Source organism: Haloferax sp. s1 (genome assembly GCF_058382125.1).
In genome coordinates, this window is sequence record NZ_JBZRPK010000114.1 from 1 (window position 1) to 1143 (window position 1143).

Consider the following 1143-nt stretch of genomic DNA (forward strand, 5'->3'; position numbering starts at 1 on the left):
GGTCGACCGCTGTCATGCGGTCGGATGTGTAACCAGTTGCAAACGCTACTATAGTGAATCATTCTCATTCACGCTCGAAGTTCATACTATTATGAAATAACAATATTTTTATAACTAGTGTATTATTTTTGTTTTGATGTCTGACAAAAAAGATATCTCGCGGCGTAAGTTACTCGCTACCTCCGGTGCTCTCGGCGGCGCGTTGGTCGGAATACCCGCGTCGGCAGCGGCAGCAGGAAAGGGAGACGGAGAGCAGTTGACCGAAGCGGAGCTCGAAAAGATGTTCGCGACGATGGAAGCGGGCCCGCAGGCCTCCGGCGACGGGCTCGCGATGCAGTCTCAGGTGAGCGACCTTCCCGAAGACTTCGAGATCCTCGTCGGCGAGTATCAGACCGCAACGGTCCCTGGTGACAAGCCGTACGCCGTCGAAAGCTACGACGAGTATCTCGCGCGCACTGCCCCGCCGGGATTCGAGCCGGTGTTCCAGGAGTCTGGAACCGTCGGCACCGCAGCAGTCGGCGGAGCGCTCGAAGACCTGTATCTGCAAGAGGACGTCGGTACCCAGAAGGTCGGCGGCAAGGATCTGACGGTCGGTATCGGCCTCGGTGCCAAGATCCACGGCAACTACAGTCTCGGTGTCTCGGCGACGCTCTCCGTCGACGTGTATCTCGAATACGGGTCGTTCTCGGGGTCGATCGCCCTGTCCAGTTTCTCGCTCGGATACGGGTTGACCGAGAACGGTCTCTGTTTCCCCTTTGGATTCAAGCACTCGGTCCTTCGCGAACTCGACTTCGAAATCTGTGGCGACTTCTCGCTCGCGGACGGACCCGGCGACAGTGTCGAGGTCACCGCCGGGCTGACGCTCCGAGCCTGCGCGGACCCGTGTCCCGGATTCACGTGTTCGTACTGCTTGCCGTTCTCGGCAAACTTGAGCGGGAACGTCACGCCGCCCGAACTCTGAGACGCGACACCGCGGCCGAAGTGATACTCTGATTGCACTGTGTCTCCATGGGACGGAGCGACGGACTCTCTCCGAGTCCGTGCCCTTCGTCACGCTTAATATTAGCCGACAGACACTCAGAAACAATGGTCTCCGTAGCGGTCGCCGTGGTTGGTGGTGCGCTCACACTGCTGTGTCTGTAC

The 1143-nt window shown here is 58.6% G+C and carries 1 protein-coding gene; it reads left to right on the forward strand.

What is annotated here, in order from left to right:
• Positions 1 to 136 precede the first annotated feature (136 nt).
• Positions 137 to 961 (forward strand): hypothetical protein, encoded by an 825-nt coding sequence (locus tag QT222_RS00795; RefSeq protein WP_004060528.1) that lies wholly within the window; start codon positions 137 to 139, stop codon positions 959 to 961.
• The last annotated feature ends 182 nt before the right edge of the window (positions 962 to 1143 follow it).

Bases quoted from the DNA above. Each gene is read 5' to 3' on its own strand.
- QT222_RS00795 (WP_004060528.1), top strand. From the start codon at position 137: ATGTCTGACAAAAAAGATATCTCGCGGCGTAAGTTACTCGCTACCTCC.